This is a genomic window from Cellvibrio chitinivorans, assembly GCF_035117775.1.
In the GTDB taxonomy this organism is placed as follows: domain Bacteria; phylum Pseudomonadota; class Gammaproteobacteria; order Pseudomonadales; family Cellvibrionaceae; genus Cellvibrio; species Cellvibrio chitinivorans.
On sequence record NZ_JAYKKN010000003.1, the window covers coordinates 78341 to 104767 of the forward strand.

Below are 26427 nucleotides of genomic sequence, written 5' to 3' on the forward strand. Positions count from 1 at the left end.
GGCTAGAATCCGCTTTTTCCCCGCTCCATCACTTGGTTGTATCGATATTTATGGCTTCTCTGATTCTCTTTAACAAACCTTTCGGCGTGCTCTCGCAATTTACTGACGGCGAAGGTCGCCCGACACTGAAGGACTACATCAAAATCCCGCACGTCTACCCCGCCGGGCGTTTGGATCACGATTCGGAAGGTTTGCTGCTGCTCACCGATGATGGCGATTTGCAGCATTACATCAGCCACCCAGCCCACAAACAGCCCAAAACTTACTGGGTTCAAGTAGAGGGGGCGCCCAACAGTTATGCCCTAACCAAGTTGCGTCAGGGCGTTGAATTGAATGACGGCATGACACAACCGGCTGAAGTGCGCTTGATTCCCACCCCCAAACTTTGGGAGCGAGTGCCGCCGATCCGCGAGCGCGCTAACATACCAACCCAATGGATGGAAATTGTGATCACCGAAGGCCGCAACCGCCAAGTGCGCCGCATGACTGCTGCCGTTGGTCACCCTACCCTGCGTTTGGTGCGGGTAAAAATTGGCAACTGGACATTAGAGGGGATAGAGCAAGGGAAGCACAAAGTCGAAAATGTGCAGGTACCTAAGTCGGCAATGGGTAAAGCGACCACAAACAAATCACCGCGCGCACGTACTGGTTCGCCGACTGGCAAGGTTTCAACCAACGGTAAACCATCGACCAACAGACCATCCGGCAGAGGCGATTCTGCTACACGCGGCGACAGATCGGGCAAGGCATCACCGAGCAACTCATCACCCATTAACAAGCCCGCGAACAAAAATGGAAACCGCCCGGGTAATTCTGCAGGGCGTGCGCAACGTCCATCTGCACCCGCAGCGAAACCGACGGCAGCCAACACTCATAAAACGCTGGTGATTCAAAAACCCAAAGCCAAACGGATTGTGAATCCAGACTAATTGCATCATTGATTTACGCAAATAAAAAAGGCGCCAATACAGGCGCCTTTCTCACATTAAAAACAAAGAAATTAATAAACGAACGCCAGCCCTTTCTCGCGATAATCCCGAATGCGAATTCCGTAGCTGCCATCGCAAAGTGCACGCTTGATTAAAAAACTTTTATCCAGCGTTTTTTTCTCTACCTCATCCAAATTAATCACCTGCTCTTTTTCAAGCGGTTGATTCAAATCTTTAACCGTGATGATTTTGGGCAGGTGTCGATAGCGATGATTGGACTCCAGCACTATGCCAATCAACCCATTCACCAGCTCGACGATGCTACCGGGCGGATACAAGCCCACACATTTAATAAATTCCAAGGCGAGTCGCTCATCAAAATGCGTACCGCGATCATAAAAAATACGCCTCAGCGCATCGGTACTCGGAATTGCGCGGGAATAACAGCGATCGGCAGTCATCGCATCATAGGCATCTACAATACAAATAATACGAGCAAAATCCGAAATACCTGCTGCTTTAAGTTTGCGCGGATAACCAGTGCCATCAATCCGCTCATGATGGCTGTAAGCAACATCAACAGTGGAATTGGGCACGCCGGGCGATGACATTAATAAATTGCGCCCATGTACTGTGTGCGCCTTGAGGATATTGAACTCTTTTTCAGTTAGCTCACCGGGCTTATTCAGAATATTCTGGGGGACCCGCATCTTGCCTACATCATGTAGCAAACCGCATAACCCCAGTTTTTCAAGCTCCGCCTCACCCATACCCAAATGACGCCCAAACGCGATAGCCAAAATACACACATTCAAGCAATGTTCAGATGTATATTCATCCTCGTTACGCATGCGCGACATCCAGATAAGTGCATCTGCATTACGCAAAATACTACTCACACAATCCTTCACTGTTGCCTTGGCTTCTTCGGTATTTACGACACCGCCCAAACGCACATCATCAAGCAATGTTTTGGTCAGTTTTTTGGCTTCACGAAATACACCCAATGCCGCTGCATGCTCTTTTTGGGCTTCGATTTTATTGATGTAAGTTCGGGATTTGGCAATTGCAGGACCGGCAACTCCGCGCTCTTCAGGCGGAATCCAATGTTCGCGTACGGCGTCGATCCATACATGCTGGGAATATTCGGCGACTATATCTATGTCATCGAGGCTTTCGATCATAAACCCTTGCATTAGAAATGGGGTTTCTTGCCAGTCGCGATCGAGCTTTGACACAAACATGCCTATTTTTAGCTCAGAGATGTGGATTTTGATGGTGCTGAGTTGCTTGTCCACATAGCCCGGCTTAACTTCTCGCCGATCCAATTCAAGTCGCTCCCATTCTCCTCGGCCCAAGGGCCTCGTTCTTTGATTAGTATTTTTATTGTTGCAGTAGGGGCATTTACATAGACACTAATGAAGCTAGGTGCTAATGAAGCATAGCTGTTTTTGAAACCGGTCACATGTAACAAAACGCTATGAAGAAGTTGTATTTCTATACTTATTTTGCTGATTTATGCGTCAATCACTGCTTTTTAGCTTGATCCCATAGGCGGTTCATCTCGTCTATGCTGGTTTCAGCTAAAGGTTTAACGCTATTGGTTTCGATAAAGTGAAAACGCCGCTCAAACTTTTGGTTGGCGCGACGCAATGCCTGCTCCGGGTCGATTTTTTGGTAGCGCGCGATATTCACTACGGCAAACAATAAATCCCCCAGCTCCTCCTCTAACGCCACCTCATCGCCTGAGTCCAGTTCAGCTTCCACCTCCATTAATTCTTCACGCACTTTGGCGATGGGGCCGTAGACATCATCCCAATCAAATCCGACGCTCGCTGCCCGCTTTTGCAGTTTTGCCGCGCGACTTAACGACGGCAAATTCAGCGGGACATCGGCCAATATGCCCTGCGCGCCCTTTTCAGCACGTTCCTGTTGTTTGATCGCCTCCCAGCGCGCTTTTACGTCACTGGGCAAGGTGTGGCGATTATCGATGCGACTGTGCAAGGTGCCATCAGGAAAGACATGTGGGTGGCGACGAATCAGTTTTTCGACCAAGCCCGAGACCACACCGGCAAATTCAAATCTGTCTTCTTCTTTGCCTAACTGGCTGTAAAAAATCACCTGAAATAGCAGATCGCCCAACTCTTCTTTGAGATGCGCAAAATCCTGCTTTTCAATCGCATCAACGACTTCATAGGCCTCTTCCAAAGTGGACGGGGCAATGCTGGCGTAATCCTGTTTGATATCCCAAGGGCAGCCAGATTGTGGATCGCGCAGGCGCGCCATTAAATAAAGCAAGTCGTCGATGCTGTATTGATAAGTCACAAGTCGTTCCACTTTTGAATGTTTGCGCCGAGGCTTTTAATGCTTACGGCGCGCAGAGGCGATATTGGGCAAGCGGTTCAGCTTGGTGAGTATGCGGCTCAGCTCGTCGAAGCTGCGAATTTCAACCGTCACCTGCATATCCACGGTGTTTTTGCGCTTATCCGACAGGGTTTGCATAGCGATAATATTGATTCGCTCGGTGTCCAGCAGCGCCGTAATATCCTTGAGCAAACCGTAGCGGTCGTAAGCTTCGATCACTACATCAACCGAGTAGAAACTTTGCGGCGCATTGCCCCACTCGACTTTAATGATGCGCTGCGGTTCGTCCGCTTGCAGTTGCAGGATATTGCTACAGTCTTGGCGGTGGATAGACACGCCCTTGCCCAGCGTGATGTAGCCGGTGATGGCATCGCCCGGCACCGGATTACAACAGTTGGCGATTTGGGTAAGCAAATTACCCACACCTTCGATGTACAAGTCCGAATCTTTTTTCTGGCGCGCCGATTTGGTTTTAAACGGAATCAACGGCTGTTGCGGGTCGGCATCATCCACCTGTTTTTGCGCGGCGTTTAATACCTGCCCAACACCCAAATCACTTGCACCAACGGCAGCATACAAATCATCGAGCGTGTTAAAACGCAGCTTTTTCGCCAGCTCTTCAAAGTCCAAATCCAGCAGCGCGAGGCGTCTGAATTCGCGGTCGAGCAGTGCCTGACCTTCGGCGATGTTTTTATCGCGCGCCTGCTGTTTAAACCAGTGCTGGATTTTGGCGCGCGCACGGCCAGTATTTACATAACCAAGCGCCGAGTTCAGCCAGTCGCGGCTGGGCGATTCCAATTTACCGGTGAGGATTTCCACCTGATCGGCGTTGGTCAGCTGGTAGTTGAGCGGCACTATGCGGTTGTTGACCTTGGCGCCGCGGCAACGATGGCCGATGTCGGTGTGGATTTTGTAGGCGAAATCGAGTGGTGTTGCGGTGCGCGGCAAATCCACCACATGTCCTTCAGGAGTAAAGACGTAGATACGATCCTGATTCACCAATCGCAGGTCATTCTGCAGATGTTCGGAATCGCCGCCCAGCTCTTCATGCCATTCAAGTACTTGACGCAACCAGGCGATTTTCTGCTCGTAGCCATCCTGCACGGCTTTGGTGTCGGTGCCTTTATAGCGCCAGTGAGCACAAACCCCCAGCTCCGACTCCTCATGCATTTCCTGAGTGCGGATCTGGATTTCAAGCACCTTGTTTTCCGGCCCCCAAACTGCGGTGTGTAAGGAGCGGTAGCCATTCTCTTTGGGCGAGGCGATGTAATCATCAAACTCGTGGGGAATATTGCGCCAGAGGCTGTGGACAATACCGAGCACGGCGTAGCAGTCGCGCACACTCGGCACCAGAATCCGCACTGCGCGAATATCGTAAACCTGTGAAAAGGGAATTCCCTTGCGCTGCATTTTGCGCCAGATGCTGTAGATGTGCTTGGCGCGACCGCCAACACTGCCCTCAATACCCGCTTTTTTCAGCTCGCTGCGCAAGCGCTCCAGCAAGCTGTCGATGTATTCCTGTCGCGCCAAACGGCGTTCGTCGAGCAACTTGGCGATGCGTTTGTAATCGTCCGGTTGCAAGTAGCGGAACGACAGATCTTCCAGCTCCCATTTGATATGGCCGATACCAAGGCGATGCGCCAGAGGTGCGTAAATATCGGCAACTTCACGCGACACCTGACGACGGCGATCCGGCTCGGCGTTTTTTACCGAACGGATGGCGCAGGTACGCTCCGCCAGTTTGATCAGGGCGACGCGAACATCATCCACCATAGACACAAGCATCTTGCGGATTTTTTCAGCCTGCTCGGCGGCTTGGGAGCCCAGCACTCGCTCTTCTTCGTTGCGCTGGTAGCTGATTGCCGCCATGCGCAGCACACCCTTCACCAGCTTGCTGACGGTATCGCCAAAGCGGGTATGTATATCAGCGAGGGTGATTTTGTGCTCGCGCACTGCGCGGTAAAGAATGGCGGCGACCAAGGCATCCTGATCCAGTTGCAGGTCGGCCAGAATTTCGGCCATTTCAAGGCCAATGCGAAAACAGGAGAAATCTTCGCCCCAGTTGTGATCGTCATCGGCGTGAACATCCACCAATGACAAACTTAACTCGGCGGCGCGGCGCAGCTCGGCATGGCTGGCCTCGGACTGGGTGTAACCCAAGTTGAGATGATTGATCCATGCATCAATATCGATTTGACCATCCGCAGCGATGGGATGATCTGCTCTGACTTTAACCATACGCGTTTACTTCAATTAAATAGGAGCTTATTTATTATTAAGTTCTGATTTTTACGCAGTTATTAATCGCACTGACTGCTGCAAGTTTTAGGTTACAAACAACAGTTACTTACGCAAAAACAGCGCCATAGATTCAACGTGGCTCGTGTGCGGGAACATATCCAGCACCCCAAGCGTTTCCAAACGGTAGCCAGCTGCCGCCAATAATGCGGAATCCCGCGCCAAGGTAGCAGGGTTGCAACTGACGTAGACAATCCGCTTGGGCGAAAGTTGCTTGCTGGCATCCAACCGTAAAATGCTGGCGATAATATCTTTTGCACCATCGCGGGGCGGGTCGAGCAAAATCGCGGCAATGCCCTGCTCTTTTCCGGCACCCAAGCGCTGTAACTGAGTATGGGTCATATCGGCCAAATTGGCGGCGATAAAACGTGCGTTGTCGATGTTTAAACGCTCTGCATTTTCGCGTCCGCGCTCGACCATTGATTCAATCGCTTCAATTCCCACCACTTCCGCACACCGCTGCGCCATCGGCAGGGTGAAATTGCCAATCCCACAAAACAAATCCAGTGCACGATCTGTAGGTTTTAAATCCATCAAATCCAGCGCCTGCGCAATCATCTGCTGGTTCACTTGCGGGTTTACCTGGGTGAAGTCTTGAGGATGAAAGCCAAGCTCCAAATTCTCGACCGAATAGTCCAAACGCGGATCACAGGGCTGTCCGGCCAGATCGGTCAATCCTATATTGCCGTTGGGTTCCAACCAAATAGTGCAATTCTGCTGCTCAGCCAACTGCGTCAGTGCTGCCAAATCAGCATCAGCCAGTTTTTTGGTGTGGCGCAAAATCGCCGCGATTGCATTCTGGCCTTTCACCAGTTCGATGTGCGTCACCGCTTTTGCCGCGCGCAGATCGGTCAACCATTGATGCAAAGGCTCAAGCAGCGCATTTAATTCAGGCGTGAGAACGATGCACTGGCTGATCGGGGTGATGGCATTGCTGTAGCGCTGACGAAAGCCCAGAGTCACACTGCCGTCATCCTCATACCACACACCCAAACGGGCGCGGCTGCGATAGGCGCGGTCACCAGCGGTAATCGGCGGCAGCACTTTTCTAGGCTCCACCCCACCCCAGCGCTTCAGTTGTTCCAGCACCGCGTTTTGTTTCATCGCCACCTGCGCGTCCGGTTGCATGTATTGCAACTGGCAACCGCCGCAACTGGAAAAGTATTCGCAGGGAGGTTGCACTCGCTCAGATGAGCAATCGATGAGTTGATCGATACGGGCATCGATAAAGCGCGCATGATCTTCTACCAAGCGCGCAGTAACTTTTTCACCAACCAAAGCGCCATCGATAAATACGGTTTTGCCGTCGAGGCTGGCAACACCGCGGCCATCGTGACTCAAACGATCAATAACAAATTCGCCCAAGCGCTTGTTGGTTTGCGGGAGAATTTTCTCTTCAACGCGCGCATGATTGCGGCGCGGCGCATCATCGCGCACATAAACGCTACCGCCCGCTTTTTTAGCGCGCGGCTTTTGACCGAGGGAAGATGACTTGCCCCCCGCTTTTTTTCCGCCGGGCTTATTGCCACCAGAGTTGCCGTTCTTAAAAGACATGAATAATTCCGAGAGGAAGAAGTAGAACGCCATGCAAATACCAGCACGGCTTAATCAGAATTCACTGCTAACAAGATTAGTCGTTAACAACACTAATCGTTAAATAGCCCTGAAGATAAATAGCGGTCGCCGCGGTCGCAAATAATCGCCACTATCACTGCATTTTCGACTTGCTGACTCAACTCCAGCGCCGCCGCTACTGCACCGCCCGATGACACACCACAGAAAATGCCCTCAACACGCGCCAACTCACGCATGGTTTGCTCGGCCAATGCTTGCGGCATACTCACAATGCCATCCACGCGGTCGCGCTCATAAATCTTAGGCAGATAAGCTTCTGGCCAGCGGCGAATACCGGGAATCTGCGCACCTTCAGATGGCTGCAAGCCAATAATCTGAATTGCGGGATTTTTCTCTTTCAAAAAGCGCGAACTGCCCATGATGGTGCCAGTGGTACCCATCGAACTGACAAAATGGGTGATGGTGCCGCCGGTTTGCTGCCAAATTTCCGGGCCGGTGGTGGTGTAATGAGCAAGTGGGTTATCGGCATTACCGAATTGATCCAATACTTTGCCCTTGCCTTCGGCCTGCATTTTAAGAGCCAGATCGCGCGCACCTTCCATGCCGGCTTCTTTACTCACCAAAATTAACTCGGCGCCATAGGCCAGCATCGAGGCTTTGCGTTCTGCGGTTGAGTTATCGGGCATGATCAACACCATGCGATAACCTTTGATCGCCGCTACCATCGCAAGGGCAATGCCGGTATTGCCGCTAGTGGCTTCGATCAGGGTATCGCCGGGTTTAATATCGCCGCGCTGCTCAGCGCGATTAATCATAGATAACGCCGGGCGGTCTTTTACTGAACCTGCAGGATTATTGCCCTCCAACTTCACTAAAATTCGATTGCTGGTTACACCGGGCAAACGCTGTAAGCGCACTAACGGGGTGTTGCCAACAAATGCTTCAATGGTAGGGAAATCCATACTGACCTCAGGTGGATAAATCAAATAACAGGCGGGTAAATCAAACAAATAGCTGGTTGCGCGCACGCGCAAGGGGCGGCTATTCTACCTGTGATCACCCTGCGGTGAAACTCATTCAGGCTCAATGCACGCCAGCATAATAAACAAGGCTAAAACCCCATGATCAATAAACGCAGAAACATTAAATCCAATGTCTGGCGACTCATTTTTATTCCCTCTATCAGCCTGATTATTCTGATCGCAGTGAGCCTTACCTATTTATGCATCTCGCAAATTAACAAATTTATTGAAATGCGCGGCAGCGTACTTGCGCAAAAAACTGCACATCTGCTGCATAAACCTATGCAAGAAAATAATCTGGAGTTAGCGCAGTACATACTCAATGCCGCGATCGAAGAGCCTTATATCCGCGCGATACATGTCTACAACAATGCTACAAATTCAAGTTTTCACAGCGGCCCGCAATTTATGAAAACTGAAGATGCAGGCGAGCCAAATCTGCAACAGCCGTTAGTGCGAAAAACCTACCGCAGTTTGCGTTTTGCCCATCCGCTGGTTGACCTCAATAATAAAAATCCGATTGGCTGGATAGAAGTTGAATTATCCACCGCCCCTTATGCGGTGGTTCGTTACGAAGCAATCGTATTAACCATTGCACTCACACTGCTGTGTTTAATTATCGGTGCCTATTTTGCAATTTCGCTTTACTACCGTATTACAGAGCCGCTCGATCACATTAAAAATGTTGTACATGCGTTAGCACGCGGCCGGCTAAATGAGCGAGTTGAACAACAAAATTCAAGCGAGTTTTTAGGTTTGGCTGAATCGATCAACACCATGGCCGATTACATGGAAGCGGCGCAGGCGGATATGCAATCGCATATCGACCATGCCATTGAAGATTTGCGCGAGACATTAGAAACAATCGAAATCCAAAACGTGGAACTTGATCTGGCAAGAAAAGAAGCGTTAGAGGCAAGCCGTGTTAAATCTGAATTTTTGGCCAATACCAGCCATGAAATTCGTACGCCGTTGAATGGCATTCTCGGCTTTATTAATCTCGCACTCAAAACGGATCTCAATGAACAACAACGCGAGTATATGGAAACCATTCGCGATTCCGCACAAAATCTGTTGACCGTCATCAACGGTATTCTCGACTTTTCTAAAATTGAATCCGGCAAACTCACACTGGATTACGCACCAGTGCCTATTCGCAACAGCGTCGATGAAGTGCTGCATATGCTGGCGCCCGATGCCCATGAAAAACATCTGGAAGTTATCAGCCACGTTGAATCCAGCATTCCTAAAAACTTATTAGGCGATGCATTGAGATTTAAACAAGTGCTCTCTAATTTGGTTAGCAACGCCATCAAATATAGCAGCAGCGGCAACATTTTGATTGATGTCAGCACCATGCAGCAGCAAGAAACGCAAATCATTTTGAAAGTCTGCGTCAGCGATGAAGGCATAGGTCTGACACGCGAAGAGCAGGAGCAATTGTTCAGCCCATTTAATCAAGCAGATACATCCAGCACCCGCGAACACGAAGGCACCGGCCTTGGCTTGGCTATTTGCAAAGGATTAGTTGAGCGTATGCATGGCGAAATTGGTGTGGTAAGTGAACCCGAACAAGGCTCAACGTTTTGGTTCACCGCGCGCATGGGAATCGACAAACGCCAACCTTCGTTAAGCCAGTTAGCTAACCTGAGCGACTATCGCATTTTAGTCTGCGGTGAAAACCCTGCATCGCTTAAACAAATCAATAGCTTGCTGCGTGAATGGAATGGCAACACCGAAAGCATTGCCGCAATTCATGATTGCTTCCCGATTTTGCGCAGCGCGCGTAACAGCAACCACAATTTTGATTTACTCATTTTGGATATAGCACCAAGCGAGCGAAAAATACCGCCCGTGCTTTTGAATAATCTCGCTGAACAATTGCATATGGAATTTAATTGCACGCTCGTCGCCTGCTGCACGCCAGCACATCAGCGATTATTCCGCGCCCACTCCGACAAATCGCAAGTTCTGTTTGTCAATAAACCTATTGCTTACGATGCGCTTTTGCAGACACTGGGCCGCCAACTGGATTTGCATATCAAAGATATGCGCGAGCAAGATGAAGAAGATGCATTGCGGCCAAGTGTTTCAGTGTTGCTGGTGGATGACAATCTCGCCAATTTACAGCTCGCATCGGAATTGCTGCGCGGTTTGAATTTACAAGTCGTACAAGCCAACAGCGGCAAACAAGCTATCGAAGCCTGTAGTGAAAATTTATTTGATGTGATCTTTATGGATATTCAAATGCCGGGCATGGACGGCATGGAAGCAACACGTCACATACGCGCACTGGAGCAAGGCAAACGCCGAACGCCGATTATTGCGCTCACCGCCCATACCATCACCGAACAAAAAGCAGAATTATTAATTGCAGGTATGGATGACTGCATTAGTAAACCAGTAAATGAAGCGCAATTAGCGCACATCATTAATCGCTGGGCCAGCTTATCGGGCAAAAAAGAAGTCATTATTCCCAATGAGGATCGCCAGCAACATCAGCCTGTGCGCGAAACAATACCCACACACGATCTCACCGGCTCAGTGGATATTCAACTTTGTTTAAAATTAGCTAACAATAAACCTGCACTAGCACGCGATATGCTTAGCATGCTGCTGGGTGGATTGGAAAATGAAAAACAGCAGATCGCCGCCGCATTAGCGGAAAATAATTTTGAAGAGCTTGGCGAATTAATTCATCGCTTATATGGCAGCAGTTGTTATTGCGGTGTGCCGCGCCTAAAACATATCAGCGGCTTACTCGACAAACTGTTTCAAAGCAAACAATACGAACAGACACGCGACGCCATTCCTGCGCTAAACCATGCGCTGGATGATTTAATGAAATGGGGAAAAGACAAAGACCTGGATTTGCTCTTTGGCCTGGAAAAAAGCCCAGCTTGAGCAATGACCGAAAAATAACGATGCGAGACTTAACATTTAGTCTCGTGTTGCATTAACAAATAACTGCCTGCTATTGAGCGGGCGACTCCCCAACAGCGGCTTCAGCATCCGACGCGATAAATGTTTCGCTGCAAGGCGTGTGCCGGGGTCGGAATAATCGCCCGCCGCTATCGCAAGCAGCCATTCTCCTTTTAATAAAAACTGCTCGGGTACATCGTCTCCCGCCAGAAAAAAACCCTCTTGCACATGACACTCGTAATAAGCCTGTGCATTTACTTCACAATGGTTGCGCACATCCACGCCAAAATCCAGACCATAACCTAGCTCAGCGAGTAAGCGAAATTCAAACTCACGCAAGAGCGGTTCAATATCACACTGCTGATACAACGCATCCAGACATTGCTCATAGGCGAAATACAGCCCATTGTGCCTGTCCATTTCCGGCAGTAAACGCACCAATAATTCGTTGAGATAAAATCCGGAATAGAGATGATTAGCGGTGAGCGTAAGAAAGTGATTATCGGATTCAAAACTGGTCAGCAGTTTCATATCCGTTTTACCCTGCCAGCAAATTAGCAGGCGGCTAAATGGATTAAGCAATTGGCGTTTAGGAGTTTTATTTTTGCGCACACCGCGCGCAACAGCGGTGACACGCCCGAAATCGGGCGTGAGAAAATCAATCAATAAACTGGTATCGCGATACGGTCGAGCATGAAGAATATAAGCGGGCTGGAGATCAACACGCATAACAGCAGATTAAAATTCGTTGTAACCGAGACTGCGCAACGCACGCTCGTCGTCAGACCAACCGGATTTAACTTTAACCCAGAGTTTGAGCATAATTTTCATCTCAAACAGTTTTTCCATATCAACGCGCGCTTCAGTACCAATCAGCTTAATACGGCTGCCCTTATCGCCAATCAGAATTTTTTTCTGACCATCGCGCTCAACCAAAATAAGCGCCGAAATATTCAGTAAATTACCTTCTTGCTTAAACTCTTCAATTTCTACCGCCATCTCATAGGGCAATTCATCGCCCAGCTGGCGAGTAATTTTTTCGCGCACAATTTCAGCGGCCATAAAACGTGAGCTGCGGTCGGTAATCTGATCTTCGGGATACATATGAATACCCTCCGGCAAGCGCTCGGTAATCAATGCTTCCAAGCGATCCAGATTGGTATTGCGCAACGCTGACATAGGCACAATTTCAGCCACGTTCAGTTTTTCAGATAGCGATTGCAAATGTGGTAACAGCGTTTCTTTGTCTTCGATTTGATCGACTTTATTTACTGCCAAAATAATCGGACAACGCAGATTTTGTAGCTTTTCAGCAACCGCCTCATCTTCATCGGTCCAGATAAAACGATCAATCACAAACACCACCACATCCACATCTTTCATTGCACTGGTGGCGGCTTTATTCATGTAGCGATTGATGGCTTTTTGCTGACCAAGGTGCATGCCCGGCGTATCAACAAAAATAATTTGTACATCGCCTTCAGTTTTAATGCCGACAACCGCATTGCGCGTTGTTTGCGGCTTGCGCGAAGTGATGCTGATTTTTTGCCCGAGGATATGATTGAGCAAAGTGGATTTACCCACATTTGGGCGACCGACAATAGCGACATAACCGCAACGGCTATCGCCAGCTTCAGGCTGATCTGTATCTGATTCGAAAGTCATAAAAAATACTGGGTGGAGAATAGAAATTAAGGATAAAAAAACAGCAAGCGTAGATTACAAAATCAATCGATTTTCAATTGCGCCAACATTAATGCTGCTGCTTGCTTTTCCGCTTCACGACGATTGGATGCGGTAGCACTGGTAGGTTTTTTGGATAAAGCAACACGACACTCAATAGTAAACATTTGCGCGTGACCTTCGCCGCCCACTTCAACTACCTGATATTCCGGCAGCGATTGACGCTGGGATTGCATGTATTCCTGTAAACGGGACTTGGAATCTTTGGCGCTGGTATTGAGCCCCAATTTATTCAAGCGCGGCGCAAACCAGGTTAACACGCGCTCGCGGCAAACATCCAAACCACTGGCAAGATAAATTGCACCAATAATAGCTTCAACGCTGTCGGCCAAAATGGAATCGCGGTCTTTACCACCAGATTTCATCTCTCCTTCACCCAACACCAAACAGTCACCCAACTCAAATTCACGGGCAAGTTCAGCCAGAGTTTCACCTTTTACCATTTGCGAACGCATGCGACTCAACTGGCCTTCGCGCACTTCTGGAAATCGCTTGAACAGCTCTTCACCGACAATAAAATTTAAGATGGAGTCACCCAAGAACTCAAGGCGCTCATTATTGGTAGCGCCGTGGCTACGGTGGGTCAGCGCCAGTTGTAACTGGCGCTGATCGTCAAAGTGGTAGCCAAGGCGTTGCTCAAGGCGTTGATATTTAAGAGTTAACACAAATTACTTGGTCTTCAATGTGGCGGGCGGTTTACAACATTGACCGGGGCGAGTGCTATCCAAATGATTTTGGAAACTCAATACCAAATCGATGTTGTAAAACAGTGGAACGCGGGTTTCGTAATCAACCGTAACTACCGCCTTTTCACTTTCCCGCAGAATTTTGATGTTTTTGGTAGGGCCTTCACTGCGCACGTTGTTGATCATGTAAAAGTTATTCAACTTTTTGATGATTTCTGCATCTGTCATCTGGTCAAGTTTTTCACCGCCATTTTCCAGCGAACGCAGTGCTGACTCAACGTAGCGATTCTCGGCGTAAAGCGGCACAACTTTAAATGCAAACAGTAAAAAGAAACCTGCAATTGCAATGACCAGCGCCCATTGCAGCATGCCCAAGCCGCGCTGATGTTTAAGTGATTTTAGCCCGTTGGTTTTCATTGTAATTAACTCCGGTCGAGAGAAATATCTGGCACTCAAGTTAACATAAACACTTATTTAATAACGCCGACATGATCAAAAGACGGAATGCTCAGGAACTTCTCCCAGTGCATCCAGACAGCAAAGGCTTTACCTACAATTGCATCTTCCGATACAAAACCCCATTCGCGACTGTCGAGACTGTTGTCGCGGTTGTCACCCATCATAAAGTAATGACCTTCAGGCACCACCCAAGAGCCATGCATACTTAAACGACTGGGATGTATGTGTTTATAGGCAGTGAACTCTTTACCGTCAATATTCTCTTTCACCATACGCAGCACTGGCGCACCTGCCGGCAGCTCAGCAATCAACTTTTCCTCAATCACCTTGCCATTCAAGGTAAGCACATGATTGTTGTAGGAGATGTGATCGCCCGGCACGCCAATAACACGCTTGATGTAGTAGGTTTCTGGCGCGTGCGGCGGGAAGAACACCATGACATCACCGCGCTGGGGTTTTCCAATCGGGATGATTTCGTTATTCAACACCGGGGCACGCACCCCGTAGGCGAATTTATTCACCAGAATAAAATCACCTACTTCCAGTGTTGGAATCATGGAGCCAGATGGAATCTGGAATGGCTCTACCAAAAACGACCGCAGGAAAAACACGATAAACAGCACAGGGAAGAAGGATTTGGAATATTCCACCAAAACCGGTTCTTTTCCTGCTACCGCTTTGGCTTCCTCATAAGCATTTTTTTGCTGCTCGGTTTCCAGTGCAATACCGGAAAATTGTTTTTCCACTGCTGCAACTTTTGTTTTGCGCGGACGGGACAATACCAACGCATCAAACAACCACACCAAACCGGTAATCAATACTGCCAGCGTAAGAATCAGAGGAAGGTTAATACTGCTCATCGAGTTTCCTTAGTGAGTTGCGATAAAACGTTGTTAGCTATCTATCTTCAATACCGCGAAGAAGGCCGCTTGTGGGATCTCAACACTGCCCACCTGCTTCATGCGCTTCTTACCAGCTTTTTGTTTTTCCAACAGCTTTTTCTTGCGAGTAGCATCACCACCGTAACATTTTGCGGTTACATCTTTACGCAACGCTTTTACGGTAGAACGCGCTACGATTTGGCCGCCAATCGCCGCTTGAATTGCTACGTCATACATCTGACGCGGAATCAACTCTTTCATCTTCTCGGTAAGCGAGCGGCCCATGCTGTGGGATTTATCGCGATGCACAATGATCGCCAAGGCATCCACTTTTTCGCTGTTGATCAATACATCCAAACGCACCAAATTAGCTGCTTGAAAACGTACAAAGCTGTAGTCGAGCGAGGCAAAACCACGGCTCACTGACTTCAATCGATCAAAGAAATCGGTAACCACTTCGTTCATCGGCAATTCGTATTTCACCGATACTTGAGAGCCGGTAAATTGCAGATCTTTCTGCACGCCGCGCTTTTCGATACACAGGGTAATTACGTTCCCCAAATGCTCTTGCGGCACCAGAATATTGGCTTCTACGATTGGCTCACGCATTTCTTCGATAGAACCCGGATCAGGCAATTTGGATGGGTTATCAACGTAGATAACTTCGCCACCGCGCTTGACCACTTCAAACACTACGGTTGGTGCAGTAGTGATCAAATCGAGATCGTATTCGCGCTCTAGACGCTCCTGAATGATCTCCATGTGCAACATGCCGAGGAAGCCAACACGGAAGCCAAAGCCCAAAGCATCGGAGCTTTCAGGTTCGTAGAACAGCGAGGCGTCGTTCAGGGTCAGCTTCGCCAGCGCTTCGCGGAAATCTTCAAAGTCGTCCGAGCTGATCGGGAACATACCGGCGTAAACCTGCGGCTTTATCTTCTGGAAACCAGCCAGCGCTTCAACTTCGGGGGTTTGGGCATGGGTGATAGTATCGCCCACAGGGGCGCCGAGAATGTCTTTGATACCGGCAACCACAAAGCCCACTTCACCGGCTTTGAGTTCTTTCAATTGGGTGGGTTTGGGGCTGAATACGCCCACACCATCGACAATATGTGCTTTGCCGATGGTTTTGGTGATGATTTTGTCTTTCAGGCGCAGGGTGCCCTGCTTTACGCGCACCAGCGACACAACGCCAAGATAGTTATCGAACCAGGAGTCGATAATCAGTGCCTGCAGTGGCGCATCCACATCACCCACAGGTGCAGGAACCAAACGCACCAACTCTTCCAGCACATCTTCCATACCCATACCGGATTTAGCTGAACAGCGCACGGCTTCGGTAGCATCAATACCAATGATATCTTCAATCTCTTGTGCGACACGTTCTGGCTCGGCTTGCGGCAAGTCCATTTTGTTCAGAACCGGGATTACTTCCAGCCCTTGCTCAATAGCGGTATAGCAGTTGGCAACTGACTGAGCCTCTACGCCCTGCCCGGCATCTACTACCAGCAGCGCACCTTCACAGGCTGCCAGAGAACGGGACACTTCATAGGTGAAGTCCACGTGACCGGGGGTATCAATAAAGTTGAGTTGATAGGTTTTGCCATCGCGCGCTTTGTAGTACAAGGTCACGCTGTGAGCCTTGATGGTAATGCCGCGCTCACGCTCCAAGTCCATGGAATCAAGCACTTGCGCTTCCATTTCACGGTCACTCAGGCCGCCGCACATCTGAATAAAGCGGTCGGCGATGGTGGATTTACCGTGGTCAATGTGGGCGATGATAGAAAAGTTGCGGATATGGCTAAGGTCAGTCACAGATGCTTAACTACTTTATAAAGTTGGAGTATGTCCCCTGAAATGGGGGGCGAAAAGATTGGGCGGCATTCTAGCCTATTTGCATACTAGGTGCCATGTGCCTCAAAAGTCTAAAAACCACCTCCCAACAACCACCCACAAGCAAAAAACGCTGGCCAATTGACCAGCGTTTTCTCATTAAATCTCCATCCATATAACAACTATTTGATCACTATCGAGCGGAATACCGGGCGGCCATCGCTATAAAAGCGGATCGCATGAGGCTCGTTTTTCGGCAAACGTTTAACGATTTTTTCGTAGTCCGCTGGCGATTTAATATCGGTAAACGCCAATTGGGTAATCACATCGCCCGCTTGAATTCCGGCCTCTGCCGCAGGGCTATTGGGTTTTACTTCGCGTACCAGCACACCTGCATCGGCACCGCCGCGACGGGTTTGCTCTAACGGAGTAACCACAATACCCAGTGCATCAACTGAATTTTCATTGGGTGTCGCTGCTGGGCGAGCGGCAGCTTCTGCTGGCGATACCGGCAAAATTCCCACAGTCACATTCAATTTCTGCTCTTTGCCTTTGCGCATGATGACTACTGGCACCTTGGATTTTGGCGGTGTACGACCAACCAAGTAGGGTAAATCGCTGGAGGTATGAACATCGCTACCGTTGAATTTGATAATCAGATCACCCGCTTTCAAGCCAGATTTCGCCGCAGGGCCTTCGCCATCCACTTCACTAATTAGCGCCCCCATAGGCTTATCCATACCGAGTGAACTGGCGAGGTTTTTATCCACATCCTGAATCATCACTCCCAACCAGCCGCGATCAACTCGACCCTTGTCTTTTAATTGCGCCACTACATCCAGCGCGAGCGAGGAAGGAATCGCAAAGGAAAGTCCAACTGAACCACCGCTGGGCGAATAGATCTGCGAATTGATACCAACTACTTCACCATCCATATTAAAGAGCGGGCCACCCGAGTTACCGGGGTTGATGGCTACGTCGGTTTGGATAAAAGGAACATAGGTACTTTCATTGGCGGCAGAAGGAATGCTGCGGCCAATAGCACTGACGATACCGGCAGTCGCGGAGTAATCCAGACCAAAGGGCGAGCCAATCGCGACTACCCACTGCCCGACTTTTAAGGTTTCATCTTTCGCAAGGGTCAGCGTAGGCAGATTTTTCGCCTCGACTTTTAACAACGCCAAATCCGAGCGCTCATCACTGCCGATTAATTTAGCCGTGTATTCGCGCTGATCATTGAGGATAACGGTGATGGTATCCATGCGATCAACCACATGGTTATTGGTCAACACATAACCATCGCTGGAAATGATAAAACCTGAACCGAGCGAGCCTCTGTCGCGTGGCATTTGGCGGCGCTCAAGCAGCTCGCGGAAAATATCTGGCAAACCCTGCATATTGGGCGGCAATTCTTGTGGTGCTTGGCTGACCGCACCTTTGGATACCGCAGTGATTTTCACCACCGCCGGAGAATGTTGTTCAATGAGTTGAGTAAAATCTGGCAGCTCCGCTGCTGAGCTGGTTAATGGCAAAACGATCAGGCTAACTATGACTAGGGTAACTCTGGCAACAAGACTCGCCCGTTTGGCAGTCACTTTATACATATAACGCTCCTCAGATGATTACGACGGCCAATTAGACGGTTGCAATACGTGGACTAATTGATCGCGGTTCGCAACTTCAGACTTATCGATGGGGAAAAAATTCCAATCCAGCCGTAAATTCCGGGTTAAGAATCATCAGGAAATTGTGCGTAAAAAATGCAAATAGCAGCTAACTCTGGGGAATAAAGCTTAGCACGCGCGGGATAAAAGCTTAGCGAGCAAGGAATAAACTCTTAGCGGGAAAGCGGTTGCCAACCGTTGGTAATATCCTGCTGTTCAACTAATTGCTCCAACTGTTGCAGGCTTACCGGCAACGCAGGAGGAGCTATGGATTCCTGCGCGACTTGTTGCCCAGCTTTTTCTTCGGCCGCTTTCGCTTCAGCTGCTTTCTTGGCTGCTGCCTTTTCTTCTGCCGCTACAAATGCCGCGATTTTCTGCTCCATTTGATTGCGTGTGGCTTCATTTTCCATACGCACTGTAATGCGGCGATTTTTAGCTTGCCCCGCCTTGTTTTGATTGTTGGCGATGGGAAATTTATCGCCATGCCAGCGGGTTTTAATCTTCTCTTCACTCAAGCCCTTACTAACCAGATAAGCCGTTACCAATTCAGCCTGCTGTTGCGATGCAGCCTCAGCCTCTTCCGGCGCAGCCAAAGCATCACTGTGGGCATCGACCAAAATGCCCAACACCTTTGGGTCAGCTTTGGTATAGCGAATGATTTTATCGAGCTGACGCTTGGTGGCATCGCTCAGTTGATTGGCATCGGGCGCATAGTTGATCCGGGTGCGCGCGATTTGATTAAAGGTATAAGGAATCAATGCGCCGACACAGGCTTGGTATTTGTCATAGGCGGCATTGAAATTACGCGCCTCAAGCGTGACCCGCGGACGTTGGCCATTTACACCAGACGCCGTACCACTAAATACCACACTGGATCCCTGCTCCAGAGTTGCGCGAATACGAGCAAGCTGCGCGATGGGGATACGCAATGACTGACCAGAGGCGACTTTGATTTCGCCCAACTGACTAACACCAGCTTCGTTACGCCAAACCGGCGGGACAGCTTCGATTTTTACACTATCAGTCAAAATCGCCCTGCCGGTTGATCGCAACTCCAAAAATTCTCCGCTGCCGGTATTGCGCACAAACTGCGCTTGACCAAAACCGGGGATTTGATGGTTCAGACTACAGGCAAAGGCGCCGGATTTTGTCGTCCACTGCGCATCGCTAAAACCGGCAGCATAGGTTTGCGCACCCGCCGAAGCTGAAGCACACAACCAAGTCGCCAATAATAGCGATGACATGTAAAAGCGAATAAAAGCCGAACGCATAGATAATTCCAATCAGGAAAACCAGACACCTAAAATAAATGTTTAATAAGTATAACCAGTCAAACGCGCGCTTGCCGGTGCCCCCATTGAGTGAATCTACCTAGAGAACAACACCAGAACAACAACAGAACACCTACTCTTACGGAATTAAGGCTGCGAACAAGAGCCGTTTTTTGGTAGGATGCGACGACTTTTGGCAGTTTCTCATTACCTACACAACCGTTTTACGCCCACAGAATTTACGGACTCATCCGCCCCATGACCCAGCAACTTACGCTTACCCGCCCCGACGATTGGCACATTCACCTGCGCGATGGCGCTTCACTTGCCCGCACCGTAGGGGATGCCGCGCAACAGTTCTCACGAGCAATTGTTATGCCCAATCTGGTACCGCCAGTGATGAATACCGAGCAGGCGCTGGCGTACAAAGAACGCATTCTGGCGGCACGCCCGGCGGGCAGCCAATTTGAGCCCTTGATGGTACTCTACCTCACCGACAATACCGATCCGGCTGAAATCGCCATCGCCAAGGCTGCTGGTGTCACCGCCTGTAAGCTCTACCCAGCGGGCGCCACCACTAACTCGGCGTCAGGCGTGACTGACCTGAAAAAGATCTATCCCGTGCTGGAAGCCATGCAAAAAGCCGGTATGCACTTTTTGTTGCACGGTGAAGTGACTGATTCTGCGATTGATATTTTCGACCGCGAAAAAGTGTTTATCGACCGCACTTTGACGGAAGTAGTGAAAAACTTCCCATCCCTGAAGATGGTTTTAGAACACATCACCACTGCCGATGCCGCACAGTTTGTCGCTGACGCACCTGCTAATGTAGGCGCGACTATCACTGCGCATCACCTGTTGTACAACCGCAACCATATGCTGGCCGGCGGTATTCGCCCGCACTATTACTGCTTGCCGATTTTAAAGCGCGGCACTCACCAACAAGCGCTAATCAAAGCCGCTACCAGCGGCAGCCCGAAATTCTTTTTGGGAACCGATTCAGCACCGCACACCAAGGACAAAAAAGAAGCTGCCTGCGGCTGCGCGGGTAGCTACACAGCTTATGCGGCTATCGAGCTATACGCAGAAGCCTTTGAAGATGCTGGCGCGCTCGACAAACTCGAAGGTTTCGCCAGTCACTTTGGCGCAGACTTCTACGGTTTGCCGCGCAATTCCGATACCATCACGCTGGTCAAACAGGATTGGCAAGTGCCCGACACATTGAGTTTGGGCGATCAACCGCTGGTGCCACTGCGCGCTGGTGAAACTCTACGCTGGCAGTTAAAAACTGCTTAAGGCCAGATTGTGAATCCACCCGAGAATACCCGCGACCCAGACTCCCCCATGGCGCAACGCTTTCGCGGCTTTTTGCCCGTGATTGTCGATGTCGAAACCGGCGGTTTCAAAGCGCAAACCGACGCACTGCTGGAAATCGCCGCCGTAACTATCCGCATGGATCAGGAAGGCAATCTGCATCGCCACGAAACCTTTGCGTTTCATGTCGAACCCTTTGAAGGCGCCAATATTGAACAGGCTGCGCTGGATTTTACTGGCATCGACCTCGACTGCCCTGAGCGTATGGCCGAGCCGGAATTGATGGTGATGACTGACTTGCTCAGCGCCGTGCGCCGCGCCGTCAAAGAAAATGGCTGCACCCGCGCCGTGATCGTTGGGCACAACGCGCATTTCGATTTGAACTTCGTGAATGCGGTAATTGAGCGCTGCAACATCAAGCGCAGCCCATTTCATCCGTTCTCGGTATTCGACACCGCCACTCTCGCTGGTCTCGCTTACGGCCAAACCGTGCTCGCCAAAGCCTGTCAGGTTGCAGGTTTGGAGTTTAGCAACAGCGCTGCCCACTCAGCCGCTTACGACGCAGAGAAAACGGCGGATCTGTTTTGCCTGATCGTCAATCGCTGGAAGCAGTTAGGTGGTTGGATGGCAGAGGATGAATATGTCGATGAAGAAACGGAGTGACTAAGCCACTCTGGATAAATAGTTTCCCTTAATCGGTAAACACATGGCGTTTGATTTAAAAAAATACCTACTCAATAAACCCGGCGGTCGAAGATTTTCCTTTTGGTTCCGAGATTGCCGTTTATATGGTTCGCGACAAAATGTTTGCCCTAATCGGCAAAGACAATAACGAAACCCGAACCAATCTAAAATACGATCCATCTGAAGACATTAGGCAAATCAGCAGCACATATTCTCTTACAATAAAATTCCATCAGGAGCGCTTATGACAAGGTTGAAATACGTTTTTCTTTTTATACTTTATTGCTGCACCAGTCTTTTTTCCCCAGCACAAGCATTGGAAGGCATTACCGATCCAGCACAAATCCCCGCTGAAAACTTCTTCAAAGAAAACACCGAGTTTAGCTACCGTATATCTCCCGATGGAAAGCAACTTGCATTTATTCGCAAGTACACACAAACCTACAACATCGTAATTACTGACTTGGAAAAATTCGTAGAGGTACATGAGTTTGCCGTCAGCAAAAACGTGCCCGAACAATTAACCTGGATCAGCAATAGCCGCTTAGTATTTGGTGTGGGTGGAGTCATTTATTCCGTCAATCAGGATGGTGCTGACCTGCGCGTTCTGCTGAGCAACATCTACGATGCAGATAAAGTCAAAGGTTATATTTCCTTTGTGAAGAATCTTCGCTATTGGTCGCTACTTAAACGCCCTCGTGGTAACGAAGAGGACGTATTGTTTCTTTCCTACAATAGTGACGGGCATGCCAATGTGCATAAAATCAACATCTACACAGGCGAGAAAACCGACTTATATGAGGCAAAAAAATTAAAAGCAGATGGCCTTTATACCGACCGAGATGGAAAAGTGATTCTGGTTGAAAAAGTGAAAAAAGAGCAGCATTCATTTTATCGTTTGGCAGGCGAGCAGAACAATCTGGAACTAGCGAGCATCGATATTGCTAACCACAGTTACCAATTGAATTATGATGCAAAATCCTACTTAAATCGTTCGGTTGTGGTGCACGAAATTGGCTACGACAAAGATACAATGTATCTTTCCGAAAAAACCTCGGGCGATCGATATCAGTTGGTAAAATACAACTATGTCACCAATGCAAAAGAAGTTATTGGCAGTGACCCGGTTTACGATGTCGGTAGCCCCGATGAAAGAGCATCACTTTATTACGACCACAAAAATAGGAAACTGGTAGGTTTTAGCTACAACGCAGACAAACGCAAAACCGTGTGGTTGGATGAGCGCTTCAAACGATATCAACAATCTCTGGATAAAACCTACCCAGATCAAACCAACCAGATTTATGACTGGAATGAAAGTGCAGACAAATTATTGGTTATCAGCAGCGATGCCAAAACCAAAGGTAAGATTATTGTTTTTGATACCATCAAAAATAAAACAATTGTTCAAACCGATTACTCCTCCATTTTAAGCCCTGCGCATATGAAGGATACGGAAATCTATAAATACAAAACACAAGATGGGACGAATATTACGTCGTACCTCACACCACCGGCTAAAGCAACCAGTTCAAAGTGGCCATTGATCGTAATGCCTCACGGAGGACCTTTCTCACGTAGTTATTATGGTTATGATGGTCATATGCAATATTTTTCTACTCGCGGCTATGCAGTGTTAGAACCTAACTTCAGGGGCTCTACCGGTTATGGCGTACAACATCTGCTTGCGGGAAAACAGCAAATAGCAGACTTAATGCTCTCCGATATAGCCGATGGCGTTGGCGCTTTGATCAAAGAAAACAAAGTGGATCCGTCACAGGTTTATATTCTGGGTTTCAGTTATGGTGGCTATGCAGCAATCATGAGTGCAATTAAATATCCAGATTTATACAGCGCTGCAGTTTCAGCAGCAGCACCACTGGATTTGAACGAACAGCTAAAACATTACAAAAAAGAAGAACGCTGGTTCGCTTATGAATTTTGGCAGGATGTGATTGGCGCCAAGCAACAAGGTAAGAAATTTGTTGAGTCTATTTCACCTTATCATCGTGCAGAGGAGATCAAGATTCCATTACTCATATTTCATGGCGACAGAGACAATATAATCCCAAAAGAACAAGCAGAAGACTTTAAGAAATTAGCTGAGAAGAAAAAACTCAATATCCCTGTGCGAATTATCCAATCAGAAGGACATGGGTGGGATTTGGTCAGTAGTAACACCTATTTTGCTGAAAAATCTGTAGAGCTATTCAAGGCCAATAAAAAAGTAATCCACTAGCAACGTACGCATATTCAGTAATCATGCGGGGGAAACGCATTCCCTTAATTATTGCGCGGTGGAATGGTCATTTCCGAATTCAACACCTTCCACTGCGCAACACGATCATTGATCGCCCCCGCACCGCGATACGCGCGCGCAATCACACCTTGCTCGCGCAATATCGCCAAACCTTTCTCAATCACCTGATGCGCAGTTTCCCCCTGTGGATTCACAAGGCTCACCACCCAACCGCGGCTACCCGCCAGCTTAATCTTTAGCCCCGGAACCGGCACCAGTGTTATTCCCATTGCCTGATAGCTCAAATCTGGTAACCGGGAAAAGCCACTCAGCATAAAATCCACTCGCTGGCTACGCACCATCTTAACCATACTTTCCCAATAGACGTTGTCGTAAACCCCCGCCAATCCTAGCTGCTGCAAGGCATCCCAATCGGGGCGCCACTGTGTGCTGGAAACCGCCGTGAGCTTGCGCACATCAGCCAGTGTTTTAGTGGTATGTAAATGAGGGTTGTCCGGGCTCATATACAGCCCCGCCTCCAAGCCACCAAACTCCATCAAAGGCGATGACACGCGGAGTTGGCTATCGGTTTCCGGGAAATCCTCACGCCAGATGCCGTTGCTGAACACCGCTGCCTGCCCCGCGCGCAAGCGCAACACCAACCGGTCGTAACTGACATCAATCCAGGGCTCTATATGAATAGGAAGACGATTTCCACCCAGCGCCAGAGCGCGCCGCAATAGCAAGTAATCGGTGAGATCGCGGTAATTTCCGGCGCGGGCGTAATCATCAAAACTGTCGAGGGATTCATTCGGACGCAGAAACGTTTTCAAGGCGTCCAGCACAGTTGGCGGCACGAAAATCACCAAAGGCGAGATTCCAGGAAGCCCTCCAGAGGTTTTATCCCCTGCGGTTTTGTCCTCTGCGTGGAGCTGATGGCTCGCGGCCAACACGACCAGTAAAATCAGCGCTCGAAAACATCTCATGCAAACACAACACTCAGCCGCCCAAAGAAATCGTCGGCAACACTCCCGCAGGCAGATTCAATTTCTCTGCTGGGGCAATTACCTCGGCAACTCCTTTAGCAATTAATTTGCCATCTTGATTGTGTGCCTCACAATCCAAGGCGACCAGCTTTACCCTTTCTTTAATTTCGGTGATGGCCAGGGTCACAGTCACTGTATCGCCAATTTTTACCGGATGCTTAAAGCTGAGGCTTTGACTGCGATACACAGAACCAGGCCCAGGCAGTCGCGTAGCAATCGCTGCCGACACCAGCGCACCTGTCCACATACCGTGTCCGATAGGCTCACCAAAAGGAGTGGTCGCGGCGTATTCTTTATCCAGATGCACGGGGTTTACATCGCCCGAGCAGGCCGCAAACAGGATGACATCCTGCTCAGTCAGGGTTTTGCTGTAGCTCGCAGACTGGCCAACCGCCAGTTCGTTGATTGGGTAATTTTCAAGCAATTTCATAGTCTTATCTCAGTTGTACTGTAAAAACGGCGTACAGTTTAATCTATATCAAACTTATTTCATTCCTAAGCCTCAGCAGCAGGGGTTTTCGCGCTGTAAAAACCATAACGGGGTTGTTATGCTAGCCCCGTCCAGAAAATAACAACCCACTCTTTTTAGGGAACCAGTAGGAGCCAGTATGACCAAGTCACAAAAGCTGTTCGTTGTTGTCGACCCCAACGATACCCACCACATCGCACTTGAACGCGCCATTATCGTTTCTTCTTTGATGCAAGGTCCAAAACCCAAAGTTCACGCCTTTGTGGCGGTTGATGGCGATGCGGTAGATACCCGTTCAGTGAACGATCACTTATTCCGCGATCTGACCTGGTTTGAACAAAACGTAAAATCTCCACTGGCTAACGCTGGCATCGAATACACAATGGAAGTTTCCTGGTCTTCTGAATGGCAAAAATCCATTATGGAATCAGCCAAACGTTTTGATGCGGACCTGATTTATCTGCCAGTTCACGCCAGCACCAACAACAGCCGCTTCTTCTTCACCGAATCCAAGTGGGAACTGTTAAAAGGCGCTTACTGCCCAGTGGTATTGATTCGCCCGGGCGCAAAAGCTCAACGCAAAGTGATTTTGGCCGCAATCAACGTTCAGGCGCAGCGCGATGTACAAATCGAGCTGAACAAAAAAATCATGACTGCAGCAAAATTCTATGCTGATACCTACGGTGCAGACCTGCACGTCATCAACGGTTATTTGGATTCCATGACCTACCCTGACCGCGCCAAACTGGTTGCAATCAGCGGTTTGCCGAACGATAAAATCCATGTTGAAAACGGCTATACCTCCGATGTAGTTTCTGCTCTGGCAGAAAAAATCGGCGCCGATTTGATTGTGATGGGAACCCTCGGTCAAAACGGCATGACCAAAACCCGTCGCGGTAACACCTCCGAGCGTTTGATCGCCGCGGTTGATACCGATGTAATGGTGCTGAACCACGAATAATTTTTTCGGAAGTTAACTTAATAAAAAAACCGGATGCAGTGAAAAACGTATCCGGTTTTTTTATGCCTGT

Annotated in this window: 21 protein-coding genes and 1 pseudogene; 7 read left to right on the top strand and 15 right to left on the bottom strand. The window is 49.0% G+C overall.

All coding sequences use genetic code 11. From position 1 onward, the window contains the following. Nucleotides 1–50: 50 nt before the first annotated feature. Nucleotides 51–602, top strand: a pseudogene (locus tag SPL68_RS10215) (pseudouridine synthase); the annotation flags it as partial. Nucleotides 603–1000: 398 nt separating this feature from the next. Here SPL68_RS10215 and SPL68_RS10220 read toward each other — a convergent pair. The 5 genes from SPL68_RS10220 to cysM all read right to left on the bottom strand — a co-directional run bounded on the left by SPL68_RS10220 (nucleotide 1001) and on the right by cysM (nucleotide 8128). Further along, nucleotides 1001–2227 (bottom strand): HD-GYP domain-containing protein, encoded by a 1227-nt coding sequence (locus SPL68_RS10220; protein ID WP_323815375.1) that lies wholly within the window; start codon nucleotides 2225–2227, stop codon nucleotides 1001–1003. A 229-nt stretch (nucleotides 2228–2456) separates the two neighbouring features. Then, nucleotides 2457–3254: a nucleoside triphosphate pyrophosphohydrolase gene (gene mazG, locus SPL68_RS10225; RefSeq protein WP_323815036.1), complete on the bottom strand. Its 798-nt coding sequence runs from the start codon at nucleotides 3252–3254 to the stop codon at nucleotides 2457–2459. A gap of 36 nt (nucleotides 3255–3290) precedes the next feature. Then, nucleotides 3291–5531, bottom strand: coding sequence for a GTP diphosphokinase (relA, locus tag SPL68_RS10230; RefSeq protein ID WP_323815037.1), 2241 nt, complete (start codon nucleotides 5529–5531; stop codon nucleotides 3291–3293). Between the two features lie 105 nt (nucleotides 5532–5636). After that, a complete protein-coding gene (rlmD, locus tag SPL68_RS10235) occupies nucleotides 5637–7145 on the bottom strand; it encodes a 23S rRNA (uracil(1939)-C(5))-methyltransferase RlmD (protein ID WP_323815038.1) in 1509 nt (502 codons plus the stop codon). Nucleotides 7146–7237: 92 nt separating this feature from the next. Further along, nucleotides 7238–8128, bottom strand: a complete 891-nt coding sequence (cysM, locus tag SPL68_RS10240; RefSeq protein WP_323815039.1) for a cysteine synthase CysM — start codon at nucleotides 8126–8128, stop codon at nucleotides 7238–7240. A 159-nt stretch (nucleotides 8129–8287) separates the two neighbouring features. Between cysM and SPL68_RS10245 the strand changes: the two genes are divergently transcribed. Next, nucleotides 8288–11092 carry a response regulator gene (locus SPL68_RS10245; protein ID WP_323815040.1) on the top strand — a complete coding sequence of 935 codons (2805 nt, stop codon included), beginning with the start codon at nucleotides 8288–8290 and terminating at the stop codon, nucleotides 11090–11092. 36 nt (nucleotides 11093–11128) lie between these two features. Here SPL68_RS10245 and recO read toward each other — a convergent pair whose 3' ends face one another. The 8 genes from recO to SPL68_RS10285 form a co-directional block, all read right to left on the bottom strand. After that, on the bottom strand, nucleotides 11129–11839 hold the full coding sequence (gene recO / locus SPL68_RS10250) for a DNA repair protein RecO (protein WP_323815041.1): 711 nt from the start codon (nucleotides 11837–11839) through the stop codon (nucleotides 11129–11131). Between the two features lie 9 nt (nucleotides 11840–11848). Beyond that, the gene (era, locus tag SPL68_RS10255) at nucleotides 11849–12775 is read right to left on the bottom strand and encodes a GTPase Era (RefSeq protein ID WP_323815042.1); all 927 of its coding nucleotides are present in this window, start codon (nucleotides 12773–12775) and stop codon (nucleotides 11849–11851) included. Nucleotides 12776–12837: 62 nt separating this feature from the next. After that, nucleotides 12838–13518, bottom strand: coding sequence for a ribonuclease III (gene rnc, locus SPL68_RS10260; RefSeq protein WP_323815043.1), 681 nt, complete (start codon nucleotides 13516–13518; stop codon nucleotides 12838–12840). A 3-nt stretch (nucleotides 13519–13521) separates the two neighbouring features. Then, a complete protein-coding gene (locus tag SPL68_RS10265; protein ID WP_323815044.1) occupies nucleotides 13522–13956 on the bottom strand; it encodes a DUF4845 domain-containing protein in 435 nt (144 codons plus the stop codon). A 53-nt stretch (nucleotides 13957–14009) separates the two neighbouring features. Beyond that, entirely contained in the window at nucleotides 14010–14858 is an 849-nt protein-coding gene (gene lepB, locus SPL68_RS10270) for a signal peptidase I (RefSeq protein WP_323815045.1), read from the bottom strand. Between the two features lie 33 nt (nucleotides 14859–14891). After that, entirely contained in the window at nucleotides 14892–16691 is a 1800-nt protein-coding gene (lepA, locus tag SPL68_RS10275) for a translation elongation factor 4 (protein ID WP_323815046.1), read from the bottom strand. 200 nt (nucleotides 16692–16891) lie between these two features. Continuing rightward, nucleotides 16892–18313, bottom strand: a complete 1422-nt coding sequence (locus tag SPL68_RS10280) for a Do family serine endopeptidase (RefSeq protein ID WP_323815047.1) — start codon at nucleotides 18311–18313, stop codon at nucleotides 16892–16894. Nucleotides 18314–18546: 233 nt separating this feature from the next. Next, nucleotides 18547–19644 carry a MotY family protein gene (locus SPL68_RS10285; RefSeq protein ID WP_323815048.1) on the bottom strand — a complete coding sequence of 366 codons (1098 nt, stop codon included), beginning with the start codon at nucleotides 19642–19644 and terminating at the stop codon, nucleotides 18547–18549. Between the two features lie 258 nt (nucleotides 19645–19902). Here SPL68_RS10285 and pyrC point away from each other — a divergent pair, with 258 nt between their 5' ends. The 4 genes from pyrC to SPL68_RS10300 all read left to right on the top strand — a co-directional run bounded on the left by pyrC (nucleotide 19903) and on the right by SPL68_RS10300 (nucleotide 23881). Then, complete coding sequence (pyrC, locus tag SPL68_RS10290; protein WP_323815049.1) at nucleotides 19903–20940, top strand: dihydroorotase; 1038 nt, start codon at nucleotides 19903–19905, stop codon at nucleotides 20938–20940. Between the two features lie 9 nt (nucleotides 20941–20949). Beyond that, nucleotides 20950–21621: a ribonuclease T gene (gene rnt, locus SPL68_RS10295; protein ID WP_416377424.1), complete on the top strand. Its 672-nt coding sequence runs from the start codon at nucleotides 20950–20952 to the stop codon at nucleotides 21619–21621. Nucleotides 21622–21761: 140 nt separating this feature from the next. Next, nucleotides 21762–21890: a hypothetical protein gene (locus SPL68_RS18435; RefSeq protein WP_416377427.1), complete on the top strand. Its 129-nt coding sequence runs from the start codon at nucleotides 21762–21764 to the stop codon at nucleotides 21888–21890. After that, nucleotides 21887–23881 carry a S9 family peptidase gene (locus SPL68_RS10300; protein ID WP_323815050.1) on the top strand — a complete coding sequence of 665 codons (1995 nt, stop codon included), beginning with the start codon at nucleotides 21887–21889 and terminating at the stop codon, nucleotides 23879–23881. Before SPL68_RS18435 ends, SPL68_RS10300 begins: the two co-directional genes overlap by 4 nt. Nucleotides 23882–23925: 44 nt before the next feature. Here the strand turns inward: SPL68_RS10300 and SPL68_RS10305 are convergent, their stop codons facing one another. Both SPL68_RS10305 and SPL68_RS10310 read right to left on the bottom strand, forming a co-directional pair. Continuing rightward, entirely contained in the window at nucleotides 23926–24867 is a 942-nt protein-coding gene (locus SPL68_RS10305; RefSeq protein ID WP_323815051.1) for a hypothetical protein, read from the bottom strand. 13 nt (nucleotides 24868–24880) lie between these two features. Continuing rightward, nucleotides 24881–25357, bottom strand: coding sequence for a MaoC/PaaZ C-terminal domain-containing protein (locus SPL68_RS10310; protein ID WP_323815052.1), 477 nt, complete (start codon nucleotides 25355–25357; stop codon nucleotides 24881–24883). A 178-nt stretch (nucleotides 25358–25535) separates the two neighbouring features. Here SPL68_RS10310 and SPL68_RS10315 point away from each other — a divergent pair, with 178 nt between their 5' ends. Continuing rightward, entirely contained in the window at nucleotides 25536–26357 is an 822-nt protein-coding gene (locus tag SPL68_RS10315) for a universal stress protein (protein ID WP_323815053.1), read from the top strand. Nucleotides 26358–26427: the final 70 nt, after the last annotated feature.